The sequence below is a fragment of the Solwaraspora sp. WMMD792 genome, assembly GCF_029626105.1.
Classification (GTDB): Bacteria; Actinomycetota; Actinomycetes; order Mycobacteriales; family Micromonosporaceae; genus Micromonospora_E.
Window position 1 is genome coordinate 540,592 of record NZ_JARUBH010000009.1, and the last position, 25,161, is coordinate 565,752.

21 protein-coding genes are annotated in these 25,161 nt (G+C 72.5%); 8 read left to right on the forward strand and 13 right to left on the reverse strand.

Features of this window, described 5'->3' with window-relative positions:
• Positions 1-30 precede the first annotated feature (30 nt).
• The 5 genes from O7629_RS03940 to O7629_RS03960 are packed head-to-tail and all read right to left on the reverse strand — an operon-like array spanning position 31 to position 6,894.
• Positions 31-2,397: a hypothetical protein gene (locus O7629_RS03940; protein ID WP_278167537.1), complete on the reverse strand. Its 2,367-nt coding sequence runs from the start codon at positions 2,395-2,397 to the stop codon at positions 31-33.
• A complete protein-coding gene (locus O7629_RS03945; RefSeq protein ID WP_278167538.1) occupies positions 2,394-3,749 on the reverse strand; it encodes a hypothetical protein in 1,356 nt (451 codons plus the stop codon). The genes O7629_RS03940 and O7629_RS03945 overlap by 4 nt, the downstream gene beginning before the upstream one ends.
• Entirely contained in the window at positions 3,746-5,059 is a 1,314-nt protein-coding gene (locus O7629_RS03950; RefSeq protein WP_278167539.1) for a glycosyltransferase family A protein, read from the reverse strand. Before O7629_RS03950 ends, O7629_RS03945 begins: the two co-directional genes overlap by 4 nt.
• Entirely contained in the window at positions 5,059-6,018 is a 960-nt protein-coding gene (locus O7629_RS03955; protein ID WP_278167540.1) for a glycosyltransferase, read from the reverse strand. Before O7629_RS03955 ends, O7629_RS03950 begins: the two co-directional genes overlap by 1 nt.
• Before the next feature lie 3 nt (positions 6,019-6,021).
• Positions 6,022-6,894, reverse strand: coding sequence for a glycosyltransferase (locus O7629_RS03960; RefSeq protein WP_278167541.1), 873 nt, complete (start codon positions 6,892-6,894; stop codon positions 6,022-6,024).
• 471 nt (positions 6,895-7,365) lie between these two features.
• On the opposite strand from O7629_RS03960, the gene O7629_RS03965 reads away from it, so the two are divergent.
• Positions 7,366-9,198 carry a glycoside hydrolase family 6 protein gene (locus tag O7629_RS03965; RefSeq protein ID WP_278167542.1) on the forward strand — a complete coding sequence of 611 codons (1,833 nt, stop codon included), beginning with the start codon at positions 7,366-7,368 and terminating at the stop codon, positions 9,196-9,198.
• Positions 9,199-9,318: 120 nt separating this feature from the next.
• Here the strand turns inward: O7629_RS03965 and O7629_RS03970 are convergent, their stop codons facing one another.
• From O7629_RS03970 to O7629_RS03980, 3 genes are all read right to left on the reverse strand, one after another.
• Positions 9,319-9,630 (reverse strand): hypothetical protein, encoded by a 312-nt coding sequence (locus O7629_RS03970; protein ID WP_278167543.1) that lies wholly within the window; start codon positions 9,628-9,630, stop codon positions 9,319-9,321.
• A gap of 153 nt (positions 9,631-9,783) precedes the next feature.
• The gene (locus tag O7629_RS03975) at positions 9,784-10,386 is read right to left on the reverse strand and encodes a hypothetical protein (protein ID WP_278167544.1); all 603 of its coding nucleotides are present in this window, start codon (positions 10,384-10,386) and stop codon (positions 9,784-9,786) included.
• Between the two features lie 10 nt (positions 10,387-10,396).
• Positions 10,397-11,011: a hypothetical protein gene (locus O7629_RS03980; protein WP_278167545.1), complete on the reverse strand. Its 615-nt coding sequence runs from the start codon at positions 11,009-11,011 to the stop codon at positions 10,397-10,399.
• A 335-nt stretch (positions 11,012-11,346) separates the two neighbouring features.
• Between O7629_RS03980 and O7629_RS03985 the strand changes: the two genes are divergently transcribed.
• The 4 genes from O7629_RS03985 to O7629_RS04000 are packed head-to-tail and all read left to right on the forward strand — an operon-like array spanning position 11,347 to position 15,316.
• Entirely contained in the window at positions 11,347-13,935 is a 2,589-nt protein-coding gene (locus tag O7629_RS03985) for a nitrate- and nitrite sensing domain-containing protein (protein ID WP_278167546.1), read from the forward strand.
• 23 nt (positions 13,936-13,958) lie between these two features.
• On the forward strand, positions 13,959-14,357 hold the full coding sequence (locus tag O7629_RS03990; protein WP_278167547.1) for a roadblock/LC7 domain-containing protein: 399 nt from the start codon (positions 13,959-13,961) through the stop codon (positions 14,355-14,357).
• On the forward strand, positions 14,347-14,733 hold the full coding sequence (locus O7629_RS03995) for a DUF742 domain-containing protein (RefSeq protein ID WP_278167548.1): 387 nt from the start codon (positions 14,347-14,349) through the stop codon (positions 14,731-14,733). Before O7629_RS03990 ends, O7629_RS03995 begins: the two co-directional genes overlap by 11 nt.
• Entirely contained in the window at positions 14,714-15,316 is a 603-nt protein-coding gene (locus tag O7629_RS04000; RefSeq protein WP_278167549.1) for an ATP/GTP-binding protein, read from the forward strand. Before O7629_RS03995 ends, O7629_RS04000 begins: the two co-directional genes overlap by 20 nt.
• Here O7629_RS04000 and O7629_RS04005 read toward each other — a convergent pair.
• The 4 genes from O7629_RS04005 to O7629_RS04020 are packed head-to-tail and all read right to left on the reverse strand — an operon-like array spanning position 15,295 to position 18,946.
• On the reverse strand, positions 15,295-16,005 hold the full coding sequence (locus O7629_RS04005; protein WP_278167550.1) for an LUD domain-containing protein: 711 nt from the start codon (positions 16,003-16,005) through the stop codon (positions 15,295-15,297). The two genes, O7629_RS04000 and O7629_RS04005, sit on opposite strands and share 22 nt — an antisense overlap.
• Complete coding sequence (locus tag O7629_RS04010; RefSeq protein WP_278174396.1) at positions 15,998-17,488, reverse strand: lactate utilization protein B; 1,491 nt, start codon at positions 17,486-17,488, stop codon at positions 15,998-16,000. Before O7629_RS04010 ends, O7629_RS04005 begins: the two co-directional genes overlap by 8 nt.
• A 50-nt stretch (positions 17,489-17,538) precedes the next feature.
• On the reverse strand, positions 17,539-18,273 hold the full coding sequence (locus tag O7629_RS04015) for a (Fe-S)-binding protein (protein WP_278167551.1): 735 nt from the start codon (positions 18,271-18,273) through the stop codon (positions 17,539-17,541).
• Between the two features lie 4 nt (positions 18,274-18,277).
• Positions 18,278-18,946, reverse strand: coding sequence for a GntR family transcriptional regulator (locus O7629_RS04020; RefSeq protein WP_278167552.1), 669 nt, complete (start codon positions 18,944-18,946; stop codon positions 18,278-18,280).
• 167 nt (positions 18,947-19,113) lie between these two features.
• On the opposite strand from O7629_RS04020, the gene O7629_RS04025 reads away from it, so the two are divergent.
• From O7629_RS04025 to O7629_RS04035, 3 genes are all read left to right on the forward strand, one after another.
• Entirely contained in the window at positions 19,114-20,184 is a 1,071-nt protein-coding gene (locus O7629_RS04025) for a lactonase family protein (RefSeq protein ID WP_278167553.1), read from the forward strand.
• Positions 20,185-20,440: 256 nt separating this feature from the next.
• Complete coding sequence (locus tag O7629_RS04030; RefSeq protein ID WP_278167554.1) at positions 20,441-22,144, forward strand: substrate-binding domain-containing protein; 1,704 nt, start codon at positions 20,441-20,443, stop codon at positions 22,142-22,144.
• Positions 22,145-22,416: 272 nt separating this feature from the next.
• Positions 22,417-23,871 (forward strand): sugar transferase, encoded by a 1,455-nt coding sequence (locus O7629_RS04035; RefSeq protein WP_347403715.1) that lies wholly within the window; start codon positions 22,417-22,419, stop codon positions 23,869-23,871.
• 58 nt (positions 23,872-23,929) lie between these two features.
• Here the strand turns inward: O7629_RS04035 and O7629_RS04040 are convergent, their stop codons facing one another.
• On the reverse strand, positions 23,930-25,144 hold the full coding sequence (locus tag O7629_RS04040; protein ID WP_278167555.1) for an ROK family protein: 1,215 nt from the start codon (positions 25,142-25,144) through the stop codon (positions 23,930-23,932).
• Between the last annotated feature and the right edge of the window lie 17 nt (positions 25,145-25,161).

The window sequence follows — 25,161 nt, forward strand, 5'->3', positions numbered from 1 at the left end:
CGCCCGGCAGGGCGTCCGCTGTCGGCACCGTCACCCGGCGTACCGGTAGACGGTGACGTCGTCGCTGCGCTGGAAGACCGACCAACCGTCCCGGCCGTCGAGCAACCGCTCCAGGCGGTCCAACGAGCCGGGCGGGAAGTAGCCGAAGTAGTCGGACTGCCGGCGCATCCCGTCGCTGACCACCAGGTACGCCGGGTCGCCGGTGAACGAGCCGAGGAACTGCTCGATCGCCGGCAGGTGCTCGCCGTCCAGCGCGGCGCCGCGCAACTGCGCACCGACCACCAGGTCCGGCTCGCCGGCCGGCACATCGGTGTTGAACTGCGGGTACGCGGCCGTCAGCCGACTGGGAAAGTTGGACGTGGCGACCGCGATGGTGGCACCGGGCTCGGCGGCGGCGTACAGCTGGCGGGCGGCGGCCACCTCGTCGGCGGTCTGCCGGTCCACGGCCAACTGCCCGTGCCGACCCTGCACCGTACCGAGGGCGAAGCCGCCGAGCGCCACAGCGACCGCCACCGCCGCGACCGGCCCCAGCCACCGCCGACGCCGGCCAACCCGACGCTGGTCGGCGCGGTCAACCCGACGCTGGTCGGCGCGGTCGAGCTGACGGTCGGCCCGGTCGACCACCGCGCGGGCGATCAGGAAGGCGCACCACGGCGCGGAGAACAGGAACACCCGGTAGATCGCCTCGCCGCCGTAGCTCTGCGCCGCGAGCAGGACGAACGGCGTGGCGGCCAGCAGCGCCGGCACCAGCACGGTACGCAGCCGGCGACGGTACGCCAGCACCGCCAGCACGGTCAGCGCCCAGACGGTCAGCGCGAGCGTACGGACCACGATCGCCGAGAACGCCTGCCCGGTCGAACCCCAGCTCTCGGCGTTGCCGGCGGCGTTGGCGAAGATGTCGAACCCGTCGAAGACGCCGAACGCCTCCGACACGAACCCGAACCGGGGCAGCAGGTAGCCGAGCACGACCGCGCCCATCGCCAGCGGCAGCCAGCGGGGCCGGACCAGCCGCAGCGCGGCCAGCACGGCCACCTGCGCCACTACCAGGTACGGCGACAGCTGGTGGGCGGCGGTGAGCACGGCCAGCAGCGCCAACGCCGCCACTGTCGCCCAGCCCCGGACCCGGCGGTCCGGTCCATCGCGGCGGTCCGATGCGCTGCCACCGGCCGGCGAGCGCAGCCAGGTCAGCACGATCAGCAGCACCCCGAGGCTGAGCAGGAAACCGAACGCCTGCGGGGACAGGTAGTCCTCTTCCACCCAGTTGACCGCGAAGAACCCGAACACAGTCAGGTACGCCACCCGCCGGTCGTCGGCGAGGGTACGGGCGATGGCGTACAGCACCGGGGCGGCGGCCAGGTTGAAGAAGACCGGCGACCAGTCGGCCAGCGTCGCCGGTGCGATGCCACCGGCCGCGCCGAGCTGAGCGGCACCGGCGAACAGCGCCGGCCACTGCTGGTAGATGTCGGTCGCGGCGTCGACCGGGTTGCCGGCCGCGATGAGGTCGATCACCCCGAGGTGCTTGTACGTCCAGGCGTACTGCGGTTGGTCGAGCAGCAGCGGGGTGGTGCCGTGCAGCAGCACGACCAGCAGCACCAGGTAGCCGGCGGCGGCCAGCCCGCGCCCGGTGGCCCGGTCGGCCGCGGTCGTTCGGTCGGCAGCGTTAGGCCGGTCGGCGGCGGGCCGCAGCCCGGCCAGCGCGGCGACGAAGCCGGCGACGGCGAGCGCCAGCGCGGCCAGGAAGATCGGACTGACGGTGCCGAGCAGCCCGAAACCGCCCACCTGGGCCACATCGGTGTGGGACATCGCGATCCACCACAGCGCCAACGCCGCACCGATCACAACGGCATGCGCCAGCAGCGGCCGCCGTGCGACAGCCGGCCGCCCGGCGAGGCCCGCCCGCCGGGCGTGCGGCCACCGTCGGACCGGCCCGGGGCGGGAACCGTGGCCGTGGCCCGCTCGCCCGGCCCGGAGCAGCCCGGCGGCGCTGACGGCCGCCACCGCCACCGCCATCGCGGCGACGGCCAACCTGGGCTGCCACCAGCCGGCCCAGACCGATCCGGTGGCCACGGCCGCGTACCCGGCCAGGCTGGCGAGTACGGTCGTCGCCCACCGGGTCGCCGCCGGCCGGACGGTCAGGTGGCTGAGCAGCGCGGCACCGGGGCCCAGGGCGGCGAACGCGACCGCGGTCGGGGCCTGCCACGGGCCGCCGGCTGCCAGGCCGAGCAGCGCCAGGACCGCGACGACCAGACCGGTGCGCGCCTGACCGGTCCGGCCGTCCACGGCAGGTACGCCGTCAACGGCCGGCGCGGTGTCGACACCAGGCGCGGTGTCGACAGCCGGTCCGGCTGCCGGTGCCTGGGGGAACGGGCGGACGGGACGCAGGGCGAGATCGGTCATCCGGCACCTCCGGTGTCGGCGGTAACGGTCTCGGACTCGGCGGTACGTCGGGCCCAGGCCGGGGCGTTCGTCACGTCGCCGGTGGCCCGGTAGCGGCGGATCAGCCCGGGAAGCAGCACGATCGCGACCGCAGCCTGTGCCATACACAGCGCGGCGGCCGGCGCGATGATTCCGACCCGGGGCAACCCGACCCAGCTGACCAGCAGAAACGCGGCGATGCCGACCGACTGCACGGTCACCACCGGCCACATCCGCTTCTCCATCATCGCGAACGCGCAGTAGAGCAGGATCACCCCGGTGAACGGCAGCGACAGCCCGATCAGCCGTAGTGTGTCGGCGCCCTCGGCGGCGTACTGCCCGCCGAGCAGCCGCAGCAGCGGCCCGGCCGCCCCGGCGAGCACGGCGGCACCCGGCAGCACAACGGCGGCGACCAGCAGGACCGCCCGGTCGACATGTGCCCGGGCCGCCGCCGCGTCGCTGGACGCGGTGACCACGAACGAGGTGACGACGTTCCACAGCAGCGTGCTGCCGGCCACCCCGATCACCCACGGGATGTAGAAGTAGGCGCTGGCGGTGGCGCCCAGCACGCTGGCCACCAGCACCGGCGGCAGGTACGCGACGGCGTTGGTGAGCAGCCCGTTGACGTACTCGGCGGAGGCGAAGCCGAGCAGCTCCCGCCGGGCCGGGGCCGGTGCCTCCGGTGCGGTGCGGGCGTGCGCCGGGGCGAGCCGGGCCAGCACCCACCAGTTGACCCCGAGCATGGTCGCCAGCATCGGCGCCGACCAGGCGAGGAGCATCCCGTCGCCGGCGGCGGTGCCGGCCAGCAGCGGCAGCAGCGCCACCTTGGCGGTGGACGCGACCACGTTCTTCGCCGGTACGCTGCCGGCCCGCCGCAGCGCGGTCAGCACCCCGTCGGTGATGAAGAAGATCGCCGTGCCGACCACGGCGGCGACGAAGAACAGCCGCTGCGTCGGCGCCGGGCCGATGATGCCGGTGCCCATGCCGAGGGCCAGGAACCCGCCGCTGAGCAGCAGGGACATCGCCGCCGACGCGGCGTATCCGGTGAGCACCAGCCGGCGGGTGTGCCGGCCGGCACCGGGCAGGAACCGGGCGTACAGGTTGATCAGGTTGAGTTGGGCGAGCCCGGCCAGCAGCGTCATCGCAGACACCGCCGCCGACGCCCGGCCGACCGCCTCCGGCGCGAACCAGCGGGCGGCCACCACCCAGAACACGAACCCGAGCGCGGCGCTGGCCACCGTGGAGGTCATCAGCGCCGCCGCGCTGCGCAGCAGCGCCGGGCGGCGGACCACCACCACCGCCGGTGGCGGGACGGTCGTGCCGGCGGCGGTCACGGCCAGCCCCGCATCCGACGGCGCAGCCGCCGGTCGGCCATCCGGCTGCGCAGGTACGCGACCGGCCCGGCGAGCAGCCCGCGCCGGTTGGCGCCGACCAGCTCGCGGGGGAAGTCGTCGCGTAGCCCGGCCAGCCGCTGCCCGTCACCGCCGCCGAACGTGTCGCGCAGCGCGGTCGGAGCGAGCCGCAGCAGCGGTCCGAGCAGCCGAGGTTCGCGCAGCAGCAGGCTGGTGTAGGCGGCGGTCAGCCCGGTGCCGTAGCCGACCAGCTGGTTGCGCAGCCCGGCCAGGTCGCTGCGGTGGTGGTGCCAGACCAGGGCGCTGGGCTGGTAGGCGACGGTGCCGTCGCCTACCAGCACCTGCATCAGGGCCAGGGTGTCCTCGGAGCCCATCGCCGGGGTGCCGGCGCCGAGCGCGGTGTCGAAACCGCCGATGCGCTCCAGCACGCCGGGTCGGAAGGCCATGTTGCCGCCGGCACCGAACGGCGGCAGCGGGTAGAGCGGGCTCTGCCGGTGCGCGGTGGCCGGGGAGAACACGTCCGGCGTGAAGCCACGGCCCTTGCTGTGCCCGCCGTACTGCTCGAACCACAGCTGGGCGTCGGTGGCGAGTTCGGCCGGCACGATGGCCCCGGTGACCGCGTCGGCCTGCGGGTGGTCGGCCAGGGCGCGGGCGATCTCGGCGAGCCAGTGCGGGTCGGCCACCTCGTCGTCGTCGATCCAGGCGACGATCTCGCCGACGGTGGCGCGCAGCGCCCGGTTGCGGGCGTGCGACAGCCCGGGGCGGGGTTCGCGGATGTAGTCGACCGGCACTGCGCCGCCGTCGGCGGTTGCGCCGCCGCCGTCGGCGGCCCGGGCGACCACCCGGACGGTCGCGTCGCTGACCGGCGCGTTGTCCACCACCAGCACCCGGAACCGGGGGTACTGCTGGGCCAGCACGCTGTCCAGGGTGCGGGCCAGCCCGGCGGGCCGTTCCCGGGTGCAGACGACCACGGTGATGTGCGGCGCGTCGTCGAGCACCTCGGCCCGCCGGGTCAGGTAGCCGGGTTCGGGCCGGTCGGCCGGGGGGATCTCCCGGTCGGCGGCGGCGGCGAGGTCCGCGCCGGTCAGCCCGTGCGGCGGTACGTCGAGCAGCAGCGCGCCGATCGGCTGGGTGAACTGCCGGACCAGCAGCCAGGCGCGTTCCACCCGCCGGCCGGCCGGGTCGGTCCCGGGGACGTCCGGGAACCGGTCGGTGACTTCCAGGTCGATGACGGTGGCCGGGATCCGGTCCGTGGTGCCGGCCGGGAAGTGGACGGAGGTACGCGGGTTCATCAGGCGGCTCCGATCGGTGGGGGTGGGGACGGAGTCTGGGTGGTGCGGCTGGCGAGTTCGGTCAGTGCGCCGGTGGCCGCGGCGGCGGTGCCGGCGAGGATGGCGCCGGCCCGGGCAGCGTGCCGGTGGCCGCGCCCGCGCAGGGCCGCGCCGATCTCTCGCAGTAGCGCGGCGGGCAGCGTACGGCGCAGGTAGTCCTGCTCGGCGCCGAGGCTGGGCGCGCCGTCGAGCAGCCCGGCCATCATGATCTTGCCGCGGCCTTCGGCGTGGCAGCGGCGCAGGAAGTAACGGAAGGTGCTGTGCCTGACGGGTACGCCGTGCGAGATGACCGCCTGCGGCACGTACCACCACTGCCCGCCGGTGACCGCGGCCATCCGCAGGCAGAGTTCGGTGTCCTCGGGCCGCGCCCGGTTGCCGACCTTGCCGAAACCGGTGCGGAAACCGCCGGCGGCAAGGAACGCGTCGCGGCGTACCGCCATGCTGGCCGACCAGACGTTGCGCACCGGTCCGGGCCGGACCGGCTGGCCGGCGTACGAGCCGCCAACCGCCCACCGGAACTCGGCGGGGAACCAGCCGGGCTGGTGCCGTTCCCAGGCGGGTTCGATGGCGCCGCCGGCCCCGATCACCTTGGGGTCGGCGAACGCGGCGACCAGCCCGGCCAGCCAGCCGGGGTGGGCGACGACGTCGTCGTCGAGGAACACCACCAGGTCGCTGCCGGCATGCTGAGCGCCGGTGTTGCGGTTGCCGGAGACACCCCGCTCGTATGCGTTGTCGAGCACGGTCACCGCGGGCAGTTCCCGGCGGATCCGGTCGGCGAGCGCCGGGTGATGGTCGACCACCACGATGATCTCGGCCGGCTCGAGGTCCTGCCGGCGGACGGATTCGACGGCGGTACGCAGCCCGGCGAGCCGGTCCGGGTGGTGGGTCGGTACCACCACGCTGACGGTCGGTCGACGCATCGCTCAGCCCTCCTCGGCGGTCACCGGTACGGCGGTGGTCCGCTGCCGGCGGGGCTGCCGGCGGTTGCGGCGCAGCCGGCGTTCGCGGCCGAACTCACTGAGGATGGTGCGCAGCACCCGGGTGCCGTCGCGCACCGTGTCGAGGTTGCTCTCGCCGTGGATCCGCAGGTGCTCGATGCTGGGCACCTCGGTGATCCGCAGCCCGTGGGCGGCGACCCGGACGTTGATCAACGTCTCGATCTCAAAGCCGTCGCCCCACAGCTTGCCACCGTCGGCAGGTCCCGGGGTGGCCGGGTCGGGCAGGTCCAGCGTCGGGACCACGCGCCGCCAGAAGGCGTTGTAGCCGTAGCACAGGTCGGTGAACCGGGTGCCGAACAGCAGGTTGACCATCCCGTTGAGACCTTCGTTGCCGAGCCGGCGCAGCGGGGTGATGTCGTGGCTGCCGCCGCCGGCCCGGAAGCGGGAACCCTTGGCGAAGTCGGCTCCGGCGAGCAGCGCGGCGACGAAGCGCGGGATCTCGGCCGGGTCGGTCGACCCGTCGGCGTCGATCATCACCACGATGTCGCTGGTCGCTGCGGCGAAGCCGCAGGCGAGGGCGTTGCCCTTGCCGGTACGGGTCTGCTGGACGATCCGCACCGCCGGCCAGAGTTCCCGGGCGACCTGCACCGTACGGTCGACCGAGCCGCCGTCGACGACGACGACCTCGTCGACGTCGCGGGGGAGCCGGGCGAAGACGTGCGGCAGGTTCCGTTCCTCGTTGATGGTGGGGATGACGACGGTCACCGACGGCAGGTGCGGGCCGGGTCGGGTCGGCGGCGGGGTCGGGTGCGGCGCTGCCGGGGTCGGGTGCACGCGGGTGTTGGCGTAGACGGACATGCCGGTGTCCTCCGGGGGGTGGGGGGAGGGTGCGGGACACCAGGCGACGCGGGGCCGTTCGCGAGCCGCCCGGACTGACTAGCGGTCCATCACCGGGGGTCAACAACCTGATATGCCGGTTATTTCGGGCGTCGCGCAGGTCGGTGGGCTGGGTCACATCCGACGCGGCGTAGTTGGTTCGACAAGGGCCGGCATCAGGGTGGCGCCGGGCGTGTGCGCTGAGCAGTGCCGGGTGGGTTCGTCACCGGCAGGTTTCCGGGCGGTTGCGGTGGGAGCGTTCCCATGACATGATGATGATCGATTGGCGCTGCGGAGCCAGCCAAGCACACCTGTTTCGCCGAGGGCAACCGGATCTTCCGGCCGGCGATTCGACCGCCGAGTCGTCCATCCGACGACAGGTGGCGCACCGACCTCACCAGGGTCCCGGCCGACGTGCCGGTGACCAGTTATGTCGCGAGGAGACAACTCCGCATGAACCTGAACCCACTACGCGGCGCTGGGCGCTCGCGGATGCGTCGCGGGCTGTCCGCGGCCGCCGCGGTCGTACTCGGCTCCGGTGTGCTCGTGGTCGCGGCCACCCAGGCCAGCGCTGCGGCCGGGTGTCGTGTCAACTACTCGGTCAACCAGTGGAACACCGGATTCACCGCCAACCTGACCGTCACCAACCTCGGTGACCCGCTGAGCAGCTGGGCCCTGGAGTGGGATTACTCCGGCAACCAGCAGATCACCCAGGCGTGGAACAGTGAATTCACCCAGAGCGGCAACCGGGTGACTTTGCGCAATGCGCCGTGGAACGGTTCGCTGGGTACCAACGCCAGCGTCAACCCCGGCTTCAACGCGAGCTACTCCGGTACCAACACCGCGCCCACGGTGTTCCGGCTCAACGGCGTCGCCTGCACCGGTCAGGTTGTCGGCACCACGCCGCCGGCCACCACCGCGCCGCCGACGACTGCGCCGCCCACGACTGCGCCGCCGACGACTGCGCCGCCCACGACGGCCCCGCCGACGACCGCGCCCCCGCCCACCTCCCCGCCGCCGGGTGGGCCGCGGGTGGACAACCCGTACGTGGGTGCGGATGTGTACGTGAACCCGATCTGGAGTGCGAACGCGGCGGCTGAGCCGGGTGGTAGCCGGATCGCGGACGAGCCGACGGGTGTGTGGCTGGACCGCACGAGTGCGATCTACGGCAACAACAGCCCGACGACGGGTGACATGGGTCTGGCGGACCATCTGGACGAGGCGGTGGCGCAGGACGCGGCGAACGGTAGTCGTCCGTTGGTGTTCCAGGTGGTGATCTACAACCTGCCGGGTCGGGACTGTGCGGCGTTGGCGTCCAACGGTGAGCTGGGTCCGGACGAGATCGACGCGTACCGGGACGACTACATCGATCCGATCGCGGAGATCGTGGGTCGGGCGGAGTACCGGAATCTGCGGATCGTGGCGGTGATCGAGATCGACTCGCTGCCGAACCTGGTGACGAATGTGGGTTCGCGGGCGACGGCGACGCCTGAGTGTGACGTGATGCTGGCGAACGGCAACTACGTGACCGGTGTCGGTTATGCGATCTCGCAGTTGGCGGATGTGCCGAATGTGTACAACTACATCGACGCCGGGCACCACGGTTGGATCGGCTGGGAGGACAACTTCGGGCCGAGCGCGGATCTGATTGCGGAGGCGGCGAACGCGTCAGGTGCGTCGCCGTCGGATGTGCACGGGTTCATCACGAACACGGCGAACTACTCGGCGTTGCGCGAGCCGTACATCACGGTGGACTCGACGACGCGTCCGTCGACGTGGATCGACTGGAACAACTACAACGACGAGCTGTCGTTCGCGCAGGCGTTCCGGCAGCGGTTGGTGCAGGCCGGGTTCCCGTCGGGTGTCGGCATGCTGATCGACACGTCGCGTAACGGCTGGGGCGGTCCGGACCGACCGACCGGTCCGAGCAGCGCCGGTGATGTGAACACCCGGGTGGACGAGTCGCGGATCGACCGGCGGTTCCAGAAGGGGAACTGGTGCAACCAGTCGGGTGCGGGTCTGGGTGAGCGTCCGACTGCGGCGCCCGCTTCGGGTATCGACGCGTACGTGTGGATCAAGCCGCCGGGTGAGTCGGACGGGTCGAGCTCGGAGATCCCGAACGACGAGGGTAAGGGCTTCGACCGGATGTGTGACCCGACGTACACGGGTAACCCGCGGAACAACAACAACATGAGTGGTGCCCTGCCGAACGCGCCGGTCTCCGGGCACTGGTTCTCGGCTCAGTTCCAGGAGCTGATGGCGAACGCGTACCCGCCGTTGTCGTAAGGCTGGACGTAACGCTGAGCGGGGCCCGGTGCCGGACACGGCACCGGGCCCCGCCCCATTTCGGCCGTTGCCACCCGGCGGGACAGCACCCGGCGGGTCAGGGCACGGCGGGTCAGCGGATCAGGGCACGGTGCGTTCGATTGCTGCGGCACCGTCGTGTTCCAGCTCCCGACGTGCCCGCTCCACCTGCTCCGGGCTGCCGTCACCGCCCTTGGCCACCGCGAGGTCCTCGGCGTCCCACGCCTGCTCGGCACCGGTCCGCACCCGGGCCGGACCGGACTGGCCGTCCGGTGGCCGGAAGTCCGGACTGTCCTGCTCGGTGTCCGGGTCGGTGACCAGCAGCGGCACCGTGGTGTCGTCCTCGACTGCGGCGGCCACTGCCGGTTCTTCCTCCAGCGGCACCCGGCCGATCGCATTGTCCCGGTCTGTCATGGCTGCCCCCTCCCGTCGGAGCCGTCGAGGAACCGGGTACCCGGGGCAGCGGCGAATATGTGCGGGCGTCGGCCGGCGGAAATGCACCGCGACCTCCGGTGCAGTTGGCACCGGAGGTCGCAGAGATCGGCAAGGTCGGGTTCTGGCGACGGATCAGATCGACAGCACCTTGTCCAGCAGGTCCCGGTAGCGGCGGACCGCCATCCGCAGTTGCTCGGTGTCCTCCGGACCGGCGTCGGTCCACCCGCCGAGTTCGTCGCGCTGCGCGGTCAACGCCGCGGTGAGCGCCTCGACGGCCTCGGTCACCAGGTTCTGTGCCTCGCCCGCTGCGGCGTGCGGGTCGTCGACGAACCGCAGCTGCACGTCCCGCCACCGGTCCCGGAACGCGTCCGCCTGCTCCGCCGCGAAGACTCCCGCCGGCGCCGGCTGCCCGGTCTGCTCCGGTTCGCCGCCGTCGCCCACCTGTACGGTGTCGTCGTCGCTGGGGTCGCGCGGCTCGTGTAGCCGCTCCGGGCCGGCCATCGCCGAGGCCGCGACCGCGCCGCCGACAGTGGCGGCGCCGAACGCGGTCGGCTGTTCCACCGGCTCGTGGTGGACCGGCTCGTTCCGCTCGGGCGTCGCCACGCCGGAGACGACCTCGGTGCGGTCCGGGTCCACGTACCCGTCGCGGCCGTGACCGGCGTCCGGCCGGCCCGGTCCGCCGTGCGGGGTGATGACCTCGGTACGTTCGTCGTGCCACTGATCGGTGCGGGTCATGTGTCTCTCCTCAGCGGGTCGAAGCTTCCGTCGGGGTCGAGGCTTGCTCGGTCGGGGTCGAGGCTTGCTCGGTCGGGGCCGCGGTGGGCACGGGGTCCTCGCCGAGCAGCTCGGCGAAGAGCGCCCGGTAGTGGACCACGGCCTGACGCAACTGCTCGGTGCTCGCCTCCCCGCGCTCGTTGGCCAGATGGATCTCGTGCGCCTCGCGGTACCTGCCGAGCGTACGGGCGTGCTCCACGGAGAGCTGAGCCACCTGCTCGTCGTAGTCCCCGGTCGGGTAGCCGAGTTCGGCGATCAGCCGGGTGAGCAGTTCGTCGGCGTCGCCGACCGCGGCGCCGGGTGCGTCGACGAACCGGGTCTGCACGTCCGCCCAGGCGGCGGCGTAGCGGGTGCGGGACGTTTCGGACAGCGGGGTCAGGGTCAACTCGGCGTGCCGGCGTTCCCGTTGCCGGAGCTCGCGCTCGGCTGCGCTGCGGCTGTCCTGCTCGGCGACGACCCGGTCGTACTCCGGACCGAAGGTGCCACGCAGGTCGTGGCGCCGCCGCCACCGGGTCCCGAGCAGGGCGAGCGCCGCGAGCACGACGAGAAGTACGGCGGCGATGAGGACGATCTCGATGGGCGACATGGTTGTTCCTCCTTCTCACCCTGGTATTCCCGCTCGACCCGGATCCTCAATCCAGGTTTGTCACATTTCCTTGACGATCTCGTCGGCATCTGATCCGGATCGCCCGCCGGGATGGTCCGCTGCAGGTCGCGACGACGACCGTGGATGCTGCCGCATGCGGCCACTTTCGGTACGCTCCGTGCCCACAATCGACCGCTGAGTGCCTCTGGTAGTGCCTGAGCCGTTAATTACGTATCCTTCCGGAGGCGCCGGACACGACTGACCATCCACTCACCCGGACCGGTCGGTTCGCATCCGCCGCGCCAGCTCAGCCACCACCGCGCCGGCGAGGTCTGATGAATACCCGCAACTGGTCGATCCGCTCGAAGATCGTTGCGCTGGTCGCTGTCCCGATCGCCGCGCTGCTGGCGCTGTGGATCTTCGCGACGTCGTTGACCGTCGGCCCGGCGCTGAGCCTGCTGGGTGCCCAGGCACTGCTCGACGACGTCGGCCGCCCCGGCGAAGCGGTGGTGGCCGAGCTGCAGCGGGAACGCCGACTCTCCGTGGTGTACCTGTCCCGCGCCGATGGGCAGAACGCGCTGCGCGCCGGTGACCTGCGGCAGTTGCGAGACCAGTGGGAGGCCACCGACGCGGCGGTCGACGAGTTCCGGAGCTCCGCTCGCGGCGACGAACCGCCGACGGATCCGTCTGTGCTGGACGAGCGGATCGCGGCGACCCTGTCCGAGTTGGAGCTGCTGCCGTCCGGCCGAGGGTTCGTCGAACGTCGGGAGATGGACGCAGCCGGCGCGCTGGGCCTGTACAGCGGCATCGTCGACACCGCGTTCCAGATGTTCGCAGCGTTGGCCGGGCTGCCGGACAACGAGATCAACCGGCAGGCGCGGGCGCTGACCGACATCGGCCTGGGCCGCGACCTGCTCGGCCGGACCGACGCTCTGCTCGCCGGGGCCTTCGCCGCCGGCGAGCTGACCGCCGCCGGCCACCTGCAGTTGGTGCAGATCGTCGCCAACCAGCGGTTCCTGTTCGACCGGGCGGTGGCCGAGCTGCCGGACCCGGACAGCCGGACCTACCACCAGCTCGCCGCCGGTGACGACTACACCGGGCTGCGGCAGATGCAGGACACGCTGATCGCCGGTGGGCCGGCCGAGGACGGGCTGCCGGTTTCCGAGTCCCGCTGGCGGGCCAGCTACCAGCTGGTCCAGGAGCAGCTGCGCGACTTCGAGCTGCTCGCCGCCGACGCGCTGGCCGAACGCAGCATGCCGACCGCGATCACCATCCTGGCCCGGCTCGCCGGGGCCGGCCTGGTCGGCCTGGCCGCGGTGATCGTCTCCGTGGTGATCTCGCTGCGGGTCGGCCGGTCGTTGATCCACCGGTTGACCGGGCTGCGCGCCGCCGCCCTGGAGCTGGCCGGCGAGCGGCTGCCCGGGGTGGTCGCCCGGCTACGCCGTGGTGAGGACGTCGACGTCGTCACCGAAGCCCCGCCGCTGGAGTACGGCGCCGACGAGATCGGCCAGGTCGGGCACGCGTTCAGTGAGGTGCAGCGGACCGCCGTACGGTCGGCCGTCGAGGAGGCGGCGCTGCGTCGCGGGCTGAACGAGACGTTCCTCAACATCGCCCGACGCAGCCAGACGCTGCTGCACCGGCAGCTGGCCGTACTGGACCGGATGGAACGGCGCAGCACCGACCCGACGGAGCTGGAGGACCTGTTCCGGGTCGACCACATGGCGACCCGGATGCGCCGGCACGCGGAGGACCTGGTGATCCTCGCGGGAGCGGCACCGGGCCGGGGCTGGCGCAACCCGGTGCCGATGGTCGACGTGATCCGGGGCGCCGTCTCCGAGGTCGAGGACTACGCCCGGGTGCACGTCACGACCGTGGAGGCCGCGGCGGTCGCCGGCCGGGCCGTGGGCGACGTCATCCACCTACTGGCCGAGTTGATCGAGAACGCCACGTCCTTCTCCCCGCCGCAGACCCGGGTCACCGTCATCGGTCAGAGCCTGCCCAACGGGTACGCGGTCGAGGTCGAGGATCGGGGTCTCGGCATGGAACCGGACGCGATCGAGGACGCCAACCAGCGCCTCGCCGAGCCGCCGAACTTCGACCCGCACAACAGCGCCCGGCTCGGCCTGTTCGTCGTCGCCCAGTTGGCGGCCAAGCACGGCGTACGGGTCCGGCTCCGGCCGTCACCGTTCGGCGGGATCACCGCCGTCACGCTGATCCCGGCGGAGCTGGTGGTGCCCGAGTCCGAGGTGCTGGCGCTGCCGTCCAGTCGGCCGCCTACCGCACTGACCACGGTCCGGCAGACTCCCACGCCGGACGCGCTGGCCACCCTCCGGCCGAGCCCCGAGCCGGACGCGTTGACCGCCCTCCGGCCGAGCCCGAGCCCGGGACCGGACCCGGCCGGCCGACCGACCCCCGAGCCCGCAACGGAGCCGACCGGGGTTCAGCTGCCGGCCCGCCGCCGTCCCACCACCCTGCCGACCCGGCGGTCCAGCGGCGCCGGCGCGACCACCGAGGACGGCCTGCCGCGCCGGGTACGCCAGTCCAGCCTGGCGCCCCAACTGCGCCAGGCACCCGATTCGTCCGGGGCCGACGGTCAGCCGCTGCGGGAAGCCCCGCAACGGTCACCGCAGGAGGTGCGGTCCCTGATGTCCGCGTTGCAGGCGGGAACCGCCCGGGGCCGGCAGGCGGCCGGCCTGCCGGCGGCCGGGCAGCCGGGTGGTACCGGCGACACGACGCCGATCGTCGACGGCGGCCCGGTGCTGCCGGTCGGCGACGGCACCCCCGGTTCCGGCGACGAGCCGGCTTCCGTGGCATCGGAACCGTCCCCGACCGGGTCGACCGGCCCGGTCCGGGGCACCGCGACTCCGCCTCCGGGCGCGGTGCTGCCGCCCCCGGCGACGGAAGAGTCGGAGAGGGAGCTGTAGCTGTGCACACCATGCGGCATGCGATGAACCTCGACTGGCTGCTCGACGACCTCGTCGACCGGGTCCCGACCGCGCAGCAGGCCGTCGTGCTGTCCGCCGACGGCCTGCTGATGGGCGCGTCGCGAGGGCTGACCCGGGAGGGTGCCGAGCACATGGCGGCGATGGCCGCCGGCTTCCAGAGCCTCGCCAAGGGCGCCAGCCGGCACTTCGGGTCGGGCCCGGTACGGCAGACCGTGATCGAAATGGAGTCGGCGTACCTGTTCGTCACCGCGGCCGGGCACGGGGCCTGCCTGGCGGTGCTCAGCGCGGCCGACGCGGACATCGGCCTGATCGCGTACGAGATGGCGATGCTGGTCACCAGGGTCGGGCAGACTCTCAGCGCGCCGAGCCGGACACCTGCGGCGCAATCCGATGCGGGGTGACCCGGCCGGACCCCACGACTGGCTGGACTCCGACGCCGGCCCGGTGGTCCGTCCGTACGCGGTGACCGGTGGTCGGGTGCAGCCGACCGGTGCCACCTTCGACCTGCTGGCCTTCGTGGTGGCGAAAGCCCCGGAGGGTGCCGGCGCCGAAGTTCCGCTGCAGCCGGAACATCGGCGCATCGTCGGGCTGGCCCAGCAGCCGGTCTCGGTCGCCGATCTGGCGGCCGACCTTGATCTCGCGCTCGGTGTGGTCCGGGTCCTGCTCGGGGACCTGCTCGCCGCCGGACTGATCGCCCTCTACGAACCCCCGGCTTCGGCCGCTCACCCCCACGACGACATACTCAAGGCGGTGGTCAATGGACTCCGTGCGCTCTAACCGGCATCAGCCCTCCCGACGGGTCCCACTCGCGCTGAAGATACTCATCGCGGGCGGTTTCGGCGTCGGGAAGACCACCCTGGTCGGCGCGGTCAGTGAGATCCGGCCGCTGCAGACCGAGGAGGTGCTGACCAGCGCCAGCCTGGGCACCGACGACACGTCCTGGGTGGAGGGCAAGAACACCACGACCGTCGCGATGGACTTCGGCCGGATCACCATCAACGATGATCTGCAGGTCTATCTGTTCGGTACGCCGGGGCAGGACCGGTTCTGGTTCCTCTGGGACGAGTTGGCGTTCGGCGCGCTCGGTGCGGTGGTGCTGGCCGACACCCGCCGGCTCGCCGACTGTTTCCCGTCGGTCGACTACTTCGAGCAGCGGGGCACGCCGTTCGTGGTCGGGGTCAACTGCTTCGAGGGGGCGCAGCAGTTCAGTCAGGACTCGGTGCGCCGTGCGCTCGACCTCGACCCGGACGTGCCGATCGTGCTGTGCGACGCCCGCAACCGTGGCTCGGGCAAGACGGTGCTGATCGCGTTGGTCGAGCATGTGGCGTACCTGCGCGGTCAGCCGGTGCCGGCGGGCTGACCTGCCGCCGGTTGCCGGCCGGTGTCGACCAGCACGACGTCGAGCCGGCGCGGCCCGTGCACCCCTTCCACCCGGTTCAGCTCGATGTCGCTGGTGGCGGACGGCCCGGAGATCAGCGTGATCGGTCGGGTCGGGTCGGCCAGCCGGGCCAGCGCCGCCGGCACCTCGGCCACCACCTGGTCGGTCCGGACCACGCAGACGTGGTGGTCGGGCACCAGGGTGAGCCGGCGCGGGCCCTGCGCCGGCCCGGTGTCCAGCAGCACCGTCCCGGTCCGGCCGATCGCCACCGCGCAACCGGTCAGCGCGGCCAGGCCGGGCTGGTCCAGGTCGGTGACGGACAGTGGTCGGGTCGGGCCGTCGCGCAGTACCTCGGCGGTGCAGCCGCCCAGCCAGTCGTCCGGCAGGTCCTGTGGCACCGCGACCCGGCGTACCCCGGTGAGTACCTCGGCGATCCGGTCGGCCAACCGGTCCGGAACGCACCGGTGCACCGTCGCCCGGTAGTCGACCAGCCGGTCCACCAACAGCGCCACCGGGTCCACGCTGGTCTGGTCGGCGCTGGTCTGGTCGGCGCCGGCCGGGTCCGCGCCGGCTGTCCGGTAGTCGCGTGGCACCCGCACCGGCAGCGGTGCCGGCTGGTGGTCCCGCGCCGTCCGCAACCGGGCCAGGACCTCGGTACGCGCGTCAGCCACCCCGCTTCCTCCCGTCCTCGTGCGGTCCGGCGCTGTCGTCCTGCGGTCCGGTCATGTCGTCGGAGCGGGTCAGCCACCAGTCACGGAAACTCTGCCGGGGTGGCACCGGCGCGTCCCGGCTCGCCGTCCAACCGGCCAACGGCCACGGCAGTCGGCGGACCGTGCCGCGCCGCCCGGCGACCAGCCGGACCGGGGCGGCGGCCCGCCGGGCGGCGCGCAGCGCGGCGGCGTACCGCCGGCGGTCGCGCATCACCCAGGACATCGCGCCCATCGCGGCGCGCTCGGCGGACGGGCGCCGGCGGGCCTCGTCGACCCCACGCTGGCGCAGGTGCACCAGCACCTGCGGGATGTCGATACGTACCGGGCAGGCGTCGAAGCAGGCACCGCAGAGGGTCGAGGCGTACGGCAGGGTCCGGTTCGCTCCGGCCCGGGGGCCGGTGAGCTGCGGGGAGAGGATCGCCCCGATCGGCCCCGGATACACCGAGCCGTACGCGTGGCCACCCACCCGCTCGTAGACCGGGCAGACGTTCAGGCAGGCGGAGCAGCGGATGCAGCGCAGCGCCTGGCGGCCGACCGGGTCGGCGAGGGTGTCGGCCCGGCCGTTGTCGAGCAGCACGATGTGCAGCTGCTGCGGCCCGTCGCCGGGGGTCACCCCGGTCCACATCGAGGTGTACGGGTTCATCCGTTCGCCGGTCGACGAACGCGGCAGCAGCTGCAGGAAGATCTCCAGGTCCTGGAAGGTCGGGACGATCTTCTCCACCCCGACCACCGAGATCATCGTCTGCGGCAGGGTCAGGCACATCCGTCCGTTGCCCTCGGACTCGACCACCACCAGGGTGCCGGTGCGCGCCACGGCGAAGTTCGCCCCGGAGATCGCCACTCGCGCGGAGAGGAACCGTTCCCGCAGGTGGCGGCGGGCCGCCTCGGCCAGCGCTGGCGGGTCGTCGGTGAGGGTGGTCAGGTCGACACCGGGCATCCGGCGGGCGAAGATCTCCCGGATCTGCGTCCGGTTGTAGTGGATCGCCGGGACCAGGATGTGCGAGGGTGTGTCGCCGGCCAGCTGGACGATGAGCTCGGCGAGGTCGGTCTCGATCGCTTCGATGCCGGCGGCCGCGAGGGTCTCGTTGAGCCCGATCTCCTGGGTCACCATCGATTTGATCTTGACGACCTGGTCGGCGCCGGTCCGCCGGACCAGGTCGGTCACCACCCGGCCCGCTTCGGCCCCGTCCCGCGCCCAGTGCACCTGGGCCCCGGCGGCGGTGGCCGCCGCCTCGAACTCCTCGAGCAGCTCGGGCAGGCGGGCCAGCACGTCGTCCTTGACCGCCGCCCCGGCGACCCGCAGCGCCTCCCAGTCCGGCAGCTCGGCGACCATCCGTTCCCGCTTGCCCCGGATGGTGCGGGTGGCCCGGTGCAGATTGGCCCGCAGTTGGGCGTTGCCCAGCTCGCGGGCCGCCGCGGTGGGAAACGGCAGCCGGGCGGTCACGTTGCCGGTGCCGCTGTCGTTGCTGCCGCTGGTGCTGGTGCTGGTGCTGGTCAATTCGGCTCCTCCGCCGTGCCGGCCAGGATCTGCGCGTAGTGCACCGCCCGTACCGGTGCCCGGGACCGGGCCAGCCCGCCGCCGATGTGGGCCAGGCACGAGTTGTCTGCCGCCGCCAGGTAGCGGGCACCGGTGCCGCGTACCGCCCGGCACTTGTCGGCCAGCATGGCGCTGGAGACGGCGGCGTTGCGCATCGCGAAGGTGCCGCCGAAACCGCAGCACTCCTCGGCGTCCGGCAGGTCGAGCAGGTCGATCCCGCGGACCGCGCGCAGCAGCCGCAGCGGCCGGTCACCCAGCCGCAGCATCCGCAGCCCGTGACAGGTCGGGTGGTAGGTGACCGGGTGCGGGAAGCTGGCTCCGACGTCGGTGACGCCGAGCACGTCGACCAGCAGCTCGGACAATTCGTACACCCGGGGTCGCAGCTCGTCGACCGCAGCGGCGAGCGCCGGGTCGTCGGCGGCCAGCCGCGGGTACGCGTCGCGGACCATCGCCACGCACGAACCGGACGGCGCGACCACCACCGAGTGGTCACGGAACGTCTCGACGAACCGGCGGACCAGGGGTATCGCCTCGGCCCGGTATCCGCTGTTGCCGTGCAGTTGCCCGCAGCAGCTCTGGTCGAGCGGAAAGTCGACAGTGTGCCCGAGCCGCTCCAGCAACTGCACGACGGCCCGTCCGGTGCCCGGGTAGAGCACGTCGTTGACGCAGGTGACGAAGAGTGCGACACGCATCGGGTCAGCCCTGCCGGAAGAAGGGGAGGTGGCGTTGCCGGGCGGCGAGTAGATGCTCGCGTACCGCTGTCTCGGCCCGGTCCGGGTCACCGGACGCCACCGCGTCGACGATCCGGTGGTGTTCGGCCCCGCTGGTGCGGTAGTGCGTCGGCGGGAAGTGCAGCCGGAACAGGTGCAGGTGTGGCCGGAGGCGGACGACCGCGTCGTGCAGCATCCGGTTGCCGGACTGTTCGGCGAGCAGGTTGTGGAACCGGGCGTCCTGGGCGGTGAAGGCGGCGATGCTCGCGTAGCCCTGCGCGCCGGGCACCGGACCGGGCAGGGCGGCGGCCTCGCGGAGCAGACCGAGGACGGCCGGTTCGGCGGTCGCCGACCGGGCGGCGGCCCGTCGGGCGGCGGCGGTTTCCAGGATCAGCCGCATCTCGACGAGTTCGTCGAACTCGTCGCGGGTAAGCAGTGGCGTGGCGGTGTATCCGACCAGTGGGCGCTTGCGGACCAGCCCGTCGGCTTCCAGCCGGGCGAGCGCCTCGCGCACCGGGGTGGGGGAGACCTGCAGATCGCGGGCCAGGGCGTCGATGTTGATCCGGGCGCCCGGGGCGACCACGTGGTCCATCACCTGGGCGCGGACGGTCTCGTACACGTCGTCGGTGAGGGTGAGACGACGCGCTGGCCGCACGGGACCCTCCTCGGTGCTCGACCCGCGGGCTGTCGACCCTGGTTGCCTGGCTCGGCAGCGGGTAGATCAAAGATCCTATAGGATCGTTCGGATTGAATCGAGCGTCCGACGTCGGCGGCCCGGGTTTCGGCCGAGCCGGGCCGACGCGGACGGCGGAAGGGAGTCCGGTGCGCGTAGCGGAGCCGAATCCGGCGGCAGAGACGATCTACCTCGGCTGCTACACGGCCGAGGGCGGTGGGAACGGGACCGGGGTGATGGTCGCCCGACGGGACCCGGCGACCGGCCGGCTCAGCGAGCCGACGCTGGCCGCCGAGTGTGCCTCGCCGTCGTTCCTCGCCCGGCACCCGCGCCGTCCGGTGCTGTACGCGGTCAACGAGGTCGACGAGGGCACCGTCAGCGCCTGGTCGGTCAACGGTGACCGGCTGCGTCCGCTGGGTAGCCAGTCCACCGGTGGGTCGAGCCCGTGCCACCTGGCGTTCGTCGCGACGGGTGGGCATCTGGTCAGCGCGAACTATGTCAGCGGCAGCGTCGCGGTGCATCCGGTCGACGACGACGGGGCGCTACTGCCGCGTACCGATCTGCAGACGCATTCGGGCACCGGGCCGCGACCCGACCGGCAGGAGGGCCCGCACGCCCACATGGTCTCCCCGGACCCGGACGATGCCGGGCTGTACGTCGTCGACCTGGGCACCGACGCCGTGCACCGCTACCTGCTCGACCTGGCGACCGGCACGCTGACCGAGCCGGACCCGGCAATGGCGGCGACGCCGGGCAGCGGCCCTCGGCACCTCGCCCGGCACCCCGACGGCCGGTGGGCGTACCTGGTGGGGGAGCTGGATGCCAGCGTTACGGCGTACGAGATCGACGGGGCCGGCGGGCTGACCGAGCGTGAGCGGGTGCCGGCGAGCGAGTCGTCCGCCGGTGCGGCCGGCGGGGCGCAGCCCGCCGAGATCGCGGTCGGGCCGGGCGGCCGGTTCCTCTACGTCGCCAACCGCGGCCCGGACACCGTCGCGGTCTTCTCCCTGGCCGCCCCCGACCAGCCGAGGTACGTCACCGAGGTGCCTTCCGGCGGCCACTGGCCGCGCCACTTCGCGATCGTCGGCGATCATCTGTACGTCGCCAACGAGCGGTCGGACTCGGTGGGCGTGTTCGTGATCGACCCGTCGGACGGGGTGCCGGCCCCGGTCGGCGACCCGGTCCCGGCGCCGACGCCGACCTGCGTCCTGCCGGGTTTCTGAGGACTGTGCGGCTGATGCCCGGCTCGTGACGCGACGGGCTGTTTGTCGAGGTCGACAGCATCCTGCCGGACTTCTCGAAACGTACGGAAGTGGCGTGGCTACCTGAAGTCACCAATTTCCATTCAAGTGTTTCTCCTCCGTAACTTTCGTCCGAACGTACCTGGCACGGTGGCCTGCTCATCCGGAGTATGGGACCGTGCCAGGCCGCCATCGGATGCGACGTCGGGTTCGCGGAGCAGGCGCCATCGCAGCGGCGATGGCGCTTGTCGTCGTCACCGCCGGGGTCTGGTTCGGCTACCAACGTCTCACCGCCCCGTCCTGCTCCGGGGCGTTGCCGCTGGTGGTCTCCGCCGCACCGGAGATCGCGCCCGCCGTGCAGGCGGCGGCGGACCAGTGGCGGGCCGAGGGCGGCGCGCTCGGTGACACCTGCGTCGCGGTCCAGGTCGCCGCATCCGACCCGGTCGACGTGGCCGCTGTGGTGGCCGGGCAGCACGGTGTCGCGCTGGCCGGGGTCGGTCAGGCCAGCGGTACGGCGATCGCGCCGGACGTATGGGTGCCGGATTCGTCAACCTGGCTGCTCCGGCTGAGTTCGCTGGCCCCCGGGTTCACCCCGGCCAACAACGAGTCGGTGGCCCGTAGCCCAGTGGTGGTCGCGATGCCCGAGCCGGTGGCTACCAACCTGGGCTGGCCCGACCAGCAGCTGACCTGGACCGACCTGCTGCAGCAGATCACCACCGGCACCGAGCTGCGGACCGGCATCGTCGAACCGACCCGCGACGCGGCCGGCCTGTCCGGCCTGCTCGCCCTCGGTGAGGCGGCCGGCGAGGCGGGAGCGAACGCCCAGCAGGCGACCACGGCGGCGCTGCGCGCCCTGGCCACCGGCCGGTCCGCGCTGCGGGAGGACCTGATCGCCCGCTTCCCCCGGTCGGCCGATCCCGCGTCGGTCGCCTCCGCGCTCGGTGCCGCCGCCCTGTCCGAGGAGGACGTGATCGAGTACAACGCCGCGCAGCCGCCGATCGCGCTCGCGGCGCTGTACCTGGAGCCGGCGCCGATGTCGCTCGACTACCCGTACGCGGTGCTGCCCGGTGCCGACCCCGCGAAGGCCGCGGCGGCGGCCGCCTTCTACTCGGTGCTGACCGGTGCCGGATTCCGTAACCGGCTCGGTGATCAGGGTCTACGGGCGCCGGACGGCACCTGGGGTGCCGGCTTCAGCGCGCCCCAAGGGGCACCCAGCCCGGCCGGTACCGCACCGGCGACCGTCACCCCGGACTCCGGCGGTACGGCGGCCGGTGGTCTGGACCCGGTGGTGATCGACCGGACCCTCGCCACCTGGACGTCGGTCACCCTGCCCGCCCAGATGCTCGCGGTGATCGACGTTTCCGGTTCGATGCTGGAGCCGGTGCCCACCGCGGACAACGTCTCCCGCGCCGATCTCACCCGGGAGGCGGCCCGCCGAGGGCTCGGTCTGTTCGACGATTCGTGGGCTCTCGGACTGTGGATCTTTTCCACTGAGCTGGACGGCGAGCAGGACTGGCGGGAACTCGTACCGATCAGTCCGTTGAGTAGCAGTCGGGCCGAGTTGGAAGCGTCGCTGTCGGAGGTCGTGCCGAAGCGAAACGGAAATACCGGTTTGTACGACACGACGCTCGCCGCTTATCTGGCGGTGCAGGACGAATGGGCAGCCGGGCGTGTCAACTCGGTGGTCATCTTCACTGATGGTAGGAACGAGGACGACAGCGGGTTGACCCAGGATGAGCTGTTGGCCGAGTTGGCCGAGACGGCTGATCCACAGCGGCCCATCCAGGTGATCTACGTTGGCATCGGCGACGGGGTGAGTCAGGAGGAACTGGAGTCGATCACCAATACCACCGGTGGCGGGGTGTTCGTAACCGAGGATCCGGCCAACATCGGTGACATCTTGCTCAAGGCGATCGCTCTCCGCCCGACAACCGTGCGCTGAGTCGGTGATGTGGCGGTTCGAGAGGTTTTGTCGAGTCACCGAGTGACTGAGGGTTGTGAAATGGCTCCATATTGTACCTCTATTGTGGAAGCCCTCTGGCCGACTGACGGTAATCTGTCGCAAGCTTCGGCCGTGCCGGATGGTGGGCCAAGATATCGGGGTGCCGTGGCACCACCGGTACCAACGACGGGCCAGCGAGGTGCCCGGGGTCTGCGTCGACTCGAGCAAGCTGGGGAGGGCTAGTGACGTCGGCGACTTTGGTCAACGCTGCGGTGGTGCAACCGGAATCCACACCGGGAGCGCCCACCGCAGTGCTGCACGCGCGACAGCGTGCCTACATTCGGGCGATCGCCGCCCTTGACATCGGCGTGCTCTGCGCCGCCGTGCTGGCCGGCTACCTGGTGCGCTTCGGCGCCGAGGAAGCCACCGGCGCGGACCTACCGTACGTCCTGACGACCCCGTGTCTGATGATCGCGTGGCTGGCCTCGCTGAAGTTGCTGCGCTGCTACGACGACCGGGTGCTCGGCTACGGCGCCGACGAGTACCGGCGGGTGATCACCGCCAGCCTGCGGCTGGCCGGCACCGTGGCGATCATCGGCTACGTCGCCAACGTCGGGATCAGCCGGGGCTTCCTGGCGGTGGCCTTCTCGGTCGGCACCGTCGGTCTGGTCGCCGGCCGGTTCGGTGCCCGTAAGTACCTGCACCGCCAGCGGGCCACCGGGACGGGGTGGTTCCGCAAGGTGCTGGTGGTCGGGGACACCCCGCACGTGCTGGAGCTGGTGCACACCCTGCGGCGGGAGCCGTACGCGGGCTACCGGGTGGTCGGCGCCTGCATCCCGGACGCGCTGCTGGCCCCGGTGCCGCAGCGGCTCGGTGACGTGCCGGTCGCCGGTTCGTTCCGCAACATCCCGGACGCCGCCGCCGCGACCGGCGCCGACACCGTCGCGGTCACCGCGTCGGGGGAGCTGACCGCCACCCGGCTGCGCCGGCTCGGCTGGCAGTTGGAGGGCACCGGCATCGACCTGGTGCTGGCCCCGGCGCTGACCGACGTGGCCGGTCCGCGGATCCACACCCGGCCGGTCGCCGGGCTGCCGCTGATCCACGTCGAGGCACCCGAGTTCCGGGGCACCCGCAAGCTGGTCAAGGGCTTCGTCGACCGGTCGGTGTCGCTGCTGGCGGTGACCCTGCTGCTGCCGATCCTGACCCTGCTCGCCCTGGCGATCAAGATCGACAGCCGAGGCCCGGTCATCTTCAAGCAGGTCCGGGTCGGCCAGGGCGGGCGGGAGTTCCACGTCTACAAGTTCCGCACGATGGTGGTCGACGCCGACAAGCTGCTCGCCGAACTGGCGGCCAAGAACGAGACCGACGGGCTGATGTTCAAGATGCGCGACGACCCGCGTATCACCCGGGTCGGCAGGTTCCTGCGCAAGTACTCGCTCGACGAGCTGCCACAGCTGGCGAACGTACTGTTCGGCCACATGAGCCTGGTCGGTCCGCGACCGCCGCTGCCGTCGGAGGTGGCCCGCTACGACGGCGACGTCGCCCGCCGACTGCTGGTCAAGCCCGGGATGACCGGCCTGTGGCAGGTCAGCGGCCGGTCCGACCTGTCCTGGGAAGACGGCATCCGGCTCGACCTCTACTACGTGGAGAACTGGTCGCTGGCCAGCGACCTGACCATCCTGTGGAAGACCTTCGGCGCGGTCGTCAACGGCCGCGGCGCGTACTGACCTGGGCCTTGACACCAACTGGCCCTGATCGCGGCGCGTACTGACCTGGCCGTCGGCGTCAGCCGGCGGCCAGCCAGGGTGCCGGGTGGTCGCGTACCGCCCGGACCACCGCGCCGGCCGCGCCGGTCGCCGCCGCCTCGGCACCCAGCAGCGAGGCCCGGACGGTCACCGGCGACCAGCCGACGGTCAGCACCCGTCGGCCGATCTCCGCCTCGACGACCGGCGACAGCCACGGTGCCAGCGGCGCGTAGATGCCACCAAGCACGATGGTCTGCACATCCAGCAGGTTGACCACCCCGGCGAGCACCACGCCGAGCGCGGCGGCCGCCGCCGTCAACGCCCGGCGGACCTGCGGTTCGGAGCGTGCCGCCCGATCGGCGACCTGCCGCAGCGCCTCGGTGGCGGTCAGCCCCTGCCCGGCCAGGCCGGCCGAGCGCAGGATCGCCTCCTGCCCGGCGTACTGCTCCAGACAGCCGCGTGCCCCGCAGCGGCAGCTCGGCCCGTCCGGGCGGACCGCGAGGTGGCCGAGCTCACCGCTCCACCCCCGGGTGCCCCGGAACAGGCGGCCGTCCAGCACGATCCCGGCACCGATGCCGATCTCACCGGAGACGTAGACGAAGTCGGCCGGCTCGCCGTGGCGGGCGTGCAGCTCACCCAGGGCGGCGAGGTTGGCCTCGTTGTCCACGGTCAGCGGTACGTCGGCGAGCGGGCCGCCGTCGGCGGCCAGCACGGCGGCAACGTCCACGTCGTGCCAGCCGAGGTTCGGCGCGAGCCGGACGAGCCCGTCCCCGGTCACCAGCCCGGGTACGGCCAGCGCGGCGCCGGCCAGCGGGAGCTCGCGCACCTGCGGCGCGGTGAGCACCTCGTCGGCCAGCGCGGCGAGCCGGGCCAGCACCAGCTCCGGCGGGTGCGGCCGTTGATCCGCCGGTAGCACCGCCCGATGGCGTACCGTTCCGGACAGATCCACCAGGCAGGCGGCCAGGTAGTCGACGTTGATCTCCAGGCCGAGACCGGCCGGGCCGTCGGCAGCGAGTGCCAGCCCGGTCGCCGGCCGGCCGGCACCCGTCCTGGGCACCGGCGCGACCTCGGTGAGCAGGTTGCCGCCGATCAGCTCGTCGACGAGCGCCGAGACGGTGGCCCGGGTAAGCCCGGTCGTCGCGGCGATCTCGGCGCGGGATGGTGGGCGCTGGGCGGCGGCGACCTGGCGGACCACCAGCCCGAGATGGTGCTCGCGCAGACCAGCCTGGCGGAGCGGGGATTCTGGCGTGCGCATGGCCTTGACAATGCCAC

What these genes read in the sequence shown, in the direction of transcription:
- O7629_RS04040 (WP_278167555.1), bottom strand. Translation starts at nt 25,144, where the DNA reads ATGCGCACGCCAGAATCCCCGCTCCGCCAGGCTGGTCTGCGCGAGCAC.
- O7629_RS04030 (WP_278167554.1), top strand. Translation starts at nt 20,441, where the DNA reads ATGGCGCTTGTCGTCGTCACCGCCGGGGTCTGGTTCGGCTACCAACGT.
- O7629_RS03970 (WP_278167543.1), bottom strand. Translation starts at nt 9,630, where the DNA reads ATGACAGACCGGGACAATGCGATCGGCCGGGTGCCGCTGGAGGAAGAA.
- O7629_RS03955 (WP_278167540.1), bottom strand. Translation starts at nt 6,018, where the DNA reads ATGCGTCGACCGACCGTCAGCGTGGTGGTACCGACCCACCACCCGGAC.
- O7629_RS03985 (WP_278167546.1), top strand. Translation starts at nt 11,347, where the DNA reads ATGAATACCCGCAACTGGTCGATCCGCTCGAAGATCGTTGCGCTGGTC.
- O7629_RS03980 (WP_278167545.1), bottom strand. Translation starts at nt 11,011, where the DNA reads ATGTCGCCCATCGAGATCGTCCTCATCGCCGCCGTACTTCTCGTCGTG.
- O7629_RS03995 (WP_278167548.1), top strand. Translation starts at nt 14,347, where the DNA reads ATGCGGGGTGACCCGGCCGGACCCCACGACTGGCTGGACTCCGACGCC.
- O7629_RS03950 (WP_278167539.1), bottom strand. Translation starts at nt 5,059, where the DNA reads ATGAACCCGCGTACCTCCGTCCACTTCCCGGCCGGCACCACGGACCGG.
- O7629_RS03990 (WP_278167547.1), top strand. Translation starts at nt 13,959, where the DNA reads ATGAACCTCGACTGGCTGCTCGACGACCTCGTCGACCGGGTCCCGACC.
- O7629_RS04000 (WP_278167549.1), top strand. Translation starts at nt 14,714, where the DNA reads ATGGACTCCGTGCGCTCTAACCGGCATCAGCCCTCCCGACGGGTCCCA.
- O7629_RS03965 (WP_278167542.1), top strand. Translation starts at nt 7,366, where the DNA reads ATGAACCTGAACCCACTACGCGGCGCTGGGCGCTCGCGGATGCGTCGC.
- O7629_RS03975 (WP_278167544.1), bottom strand. Translation starts at nt 10,386, where the DNA reads ATGACCCGCACCGATCAGTGGCACGACGAACGTACCGAGGTCATCACC.
- O7629_RS03960 (WP_278167541.1), bottom strand. Translation starts at nt 6,894, where the DNA reads ATGTCCGTCTACGCCAACACCCGCGTGCACCCGACCCCGGCAGCGCCG.
- O7629_RS03940 (WP_278167537.1), bottom strand. Translation starts at nt 2,397, where the DNA reads ATGACCGATCTCGCCCTGCGTCCCGTCCGCCCGTTCCCCCAGGCACCG.
- O7629_RS04015 (WP_278167551.1), bottom strand. Translation starts at nt 18,273, where the DNA reads ATGCGTGTCGCACTCTTCGTCACCTGCGTCAACGACGTGCTCTACCCG.